The organism is Jiangella rhizosphaerae (genome assembly GCF_003579925.1).
Lineage (GTDB): Bacteria > Actinomycetota > Actinomycetes > Jiangellales > Jiangellaceae > Jiangella > Jiangella rhizosphaerae.
Genome location: NZ_QUAL01000298.1, coordinates 1 through 3318, shown reverse-complemented (window position 1 = coordinate 3318; position 3318 = coordinate 1). Strand labels below are relative to the sequence as shown.

Here is a 3318-nt window from a genome sequence, read left to right as displayed (position 1 = left end):
GATCGGGGCGCGGCCGGCCGGGGCGCGGCCGGCGCCGGCGCTTTCGGCAGCGAGCGCGCGGCGATCGAGCCCAACTGGGTGCCCACGGCGGTGCCCAGCGGCCCGCCGATCGCGGTGCCGGCCGCTCCCCCGGCGACCGGCAGCACCTTGCCGGCGATCTGCGCGAACGCGGGATCGGACACCAGCCGCCCGGCGCCGCTGCCCAGCTGCCGCAGCGCCTTGCCGAAGCCGAACGCCTCGGCCGGGCTCAGCTCGTCCAGCACGTCGGCGACGGCCAGCTCCAGATCCTCCGGAGCCGCGTCGGCGTAGTCGTCCGAGAGGACCTCGGCCAGCGCCTCGCCGAGCCCGTCGCCGTCCACCCAGTCCAGGTCGTACGCGTCGATGGTCATCGATACCCCCAGGCGGCGTTGTCCTCGGCGGCGCTGCGGATCGCGGCCGCGATGGCGCCCGGCGACGCCGCGGCCATCGGCTCGAGGTCCGGCCGCAGCCGGTACACCGCACCGCTGCCGGCCTCGACGTCGACGCAGACGACGCCCAGGCGCGGGTACTCGTCGAGCAGCCGCTCGGCCACCGCGGGGATCTCGCCGCGGCGCATCGCCACCACGACGACGTCGGCGCGTCCCGCCTCGAGCATGAGCCCGACCTCGCCGGAGGTCACCGCGACCAGCGTGAGGTCCGGCTGCCCGGCGAGGCTCTGCTCGACCAGCCGGTGCAGCTGCGCGGGCGCTTCGCCCAGCGCGATCCGGATCCGCCGCATGGCCCGACGCTAGGACCGCGGCACGGCGGCGCGACAGGACCAGCCGGGGCCTGGATTCGGCCGCCGGCGGGTACCGGTCCCGGGCCTGGACGGGGTGCCGGTCCGGGTACCAGCACCCGGGCGGCCGACGTCTCGATGAGTGAGTCCGTTTGATCTTCAGTCCCCGCGATGGGCACGGTCGTCTTCGATGGCGGGAGTCGTGTTCTGGGCGCCGCTTCGGGCGTAGCGCGTGAGTGTGGCTATCGAGGTCGGCTCCGGGCGCTACTCACACTGATGAGAAGCACCTCACTCGCGTCAGGGCCGGTTCGAGACCAGATCGACGCTCTGCCGTGGTCCCGCCGCGGGTGAGGTGCATCCACGCCGGGTGAGGAACCCCTCGCTGCCAGCACGGTGCCGCATCCCTGCCGGCCCCGCGACACCGCTGAACACACCACACCCCCGGCGCGCCGCCGACCACGCCGAGAACCGGACTCACTCGTCTAGTCCGACATCCCGAGGCCCGGCCGCGACGACGCCGCGACCAGCGTCGAGAGCTCCGGAACGCGGGCGGCGCGGAGGCGGGCGGCGGCCTCGCTGCGGTGCCGGACGCGCAGCTTCTCCAGGACGTTGTGCACGTGGTTCTTCACCGTCCGCAGCTCGATGCCGAGCCGCCGCGCGATCTCCTTGTTGGTGAGGCCCTGCTCGATGAGCACCAGCACCTCGCGCTCGCGGGCGGTCAGGCGGCCGTCGTCGGCCGGTCCCCGTACGGCGTTGGCCTCGGCGCACACGTGCCGCACCAGGGCACCGACGACGCTCGGCGGACACACCGTCTCGCCGCGTGCGACGCCCTCGACCGTCGCCTCCAGGTCGCGCAGCGTCCCGGTGCGCAGGACGATGCCGGCGACGCCGCTCTGCGCGCACGCGAGGGCGTCGTCGCCGTCGTCGGGGACGGCGATCGCGACCACCCGGGCGTCGGGCAGGGCGGAGCGGACGGCGCGCAGCACCCGCAGACCGTCGACCGAGCCCAGGTGCACGAGCACCACGCTGGAGCGCGGGTCGTGCGGCAGCCGGACGGTCGCCGCGACGTCGGCGGCGGTGTGGACGTCGCCGGCCCAGGCCTCGGCGCGCAGCTGGGCGGCCAGCGCGTCGCGGGACAGCGTGGTGTCGTCGACCAGGATCACAGACGTCATCGCACAGCCCCCCGTGCCGTCCACTCTGTCCCCGGGCGCGGGCGCCGTCAAGATCGGCCGGCCGGTCGCCTACGCTCGCGGCCATGCGCATCGCGGTGACCGGGGCGACGGGACGAGTCGGCGGCCAGGTCGTGGGGCTGCTGGCCGCGGAGCCGGAACACGACGTGGTCGCATTCGTGCGCCAGGCGAGCACGTACGTCCCGCCGGCCGGGGTCGCCGTCTCGGCGGCGGCCGCTGACTACGGCGACCCGGCCTCCCTGCGCAAGGCGCTGACCGGTGTCGACACGCTGGTCTTCGTGTCCAGCGACGGCCACGCGGCGACCGTCATGCTGCACCACGCCAACGTCGTGCGAGCGGCCGCCGACGCCGGCGTCGGGCACGTCGTCGCGCTGAGCGGGCTGGACGTCGACGTCGAGTCGCCGTTCTGCTACGCCGTCACCAACGGCCACACCGAGCACCTGCTGGCCGCCAGCGGCTGCGGCTACTCGCTGGCCCGGGCCTCGGTGTACACCGAGTTCTTCGCCTCGCTGGTCCGCGGCGCCCGACGCGGTGACGAGGTGCGGCTGCCGGCCGGCGACGCCCGGGTCTCGCTGGTGGCGCGGGCCGACGTCGGGCGGGCGCTGGCCGCGCTGGCTCTGCGCCCGCCGTCGAACACGCATCACGACCTCACCGGACCCGCGGCGCTCGGCGTCGCCGACATCGTCGCCGCCGTCGACCCCGCCGCCCGCTACGTCGACGTCCCGCCGGCCGAGTACGTCGCCGCGCTGCTCGACGGCGGCGAGACGTCCTGGTGGACGCATGCCTACGCGACGATGCTCGAATCCATCCGACGGGGCCGCTGGGCCGCGGTGAGCGACGAGGTCGCGGCGCTCACCGGCCGGCCCGCCACCCCCGTGCGAAGCCTCAGCGTCCCTTGACGGACCTCAGCTAGCTCAGCGACCATTGAGGCAATGAGCGCTGAGCGAACCGAGCTGGAACGGCGGGCCGCAAGGCACGCGGCGCTGGCCGACCCGTCCCGGCTGCACATCGTCGACCTGCTCAGCCTTGGCGACCTCTCCCCCAGCGAGCTGCAGACCCGCCTGGGCATGCCGTCGAACCTGCTCGCCCACCACCTCAACACGCTGGCCGCCGCGGGACTGCTCACCCGCGGCCGCTCCGAGGCCGACCGCCGCCGCAGCTACGTCCGGCTCACGCCGGGTGCGCTCGACGGCCTGGTCCCGGGCGCCGCCGGGCGCGCCCGCCGCGTCGTGTTCGTCTGCACGGCCAACTCCGCCCGCTCTCAGCTCGCCGCGGCGCTCTGGCGGCGGGCGAGCGAGATCCCCGTCGCCTCCGCCGGCACGCGTCCGGCCGGCCACGTCCACCCGGGCGCCGTCGCCGCGGCGAAGCGGCACG

General features: G+C 75.4%; 4 protein-coding genes and 1 pseudogene. 2 read left to right on the top strand and 3 right to left on the bottom strand.

What is annotated here, in order from left to right; all coding sequences use genetic code 11:
* The 3 genes and pseudogenes from DY240_RS23540 to DY240_RS23530 all read right to left on the bottom strand — a co-directional run.
* Positions 1 to 389, bottom strand: a pseudogene (locus DY240_RS23540) (hypothetical protein); the annotation flags it as partial.
* Positions 386 to 757, bottom strand: coding sequence for a hypothetical protein (locus DY240_RS23535; RefSeq protein ID WP_119662177.1), 372 nt, complete (start codon positions 755 to 757; stop codon positions 386 to 388). The pseudogene DY240_RS23540 and the gene DY240_RS23535, both read right to left, overlap by 4 nt.
* Before the next feature lie 479 nt (positions 758 to 1236).
* A complete protein-coding gene (locus DY240_RS23530; protein WP_119662176.1) occupies positions 1237 to 1926 on the bottom strand; it encodes a LuxR C-terminal-related transcriptional regulator in 690 nt (229 codons plus the stop codon).
* 83 nt (positions 1927 to 2009) lie between these two features.
* On the opposite strand from DY240_RS23530, the gene DY240_RS23525 reads away from it, so the two are divergent.
* Entirely contained in the window at positions 2010 to 2843 is an 834-nt protein-coding gene (locus DY240_RS23525) for an NAD(P)H-binding protein (RefSeq protein ID WP_119662175.1), read from the top strand.
* A gap of 33 nt (positions 2844 to 2876) precedes the next feature.
* Positions 2877 to 3318: helix-turn-helix domain-containing protein (locus tag DY240_RS23520; protein WP_119662174.1), on the top strand; the 442-nt coding region annotated here is incomplete at its 3' end.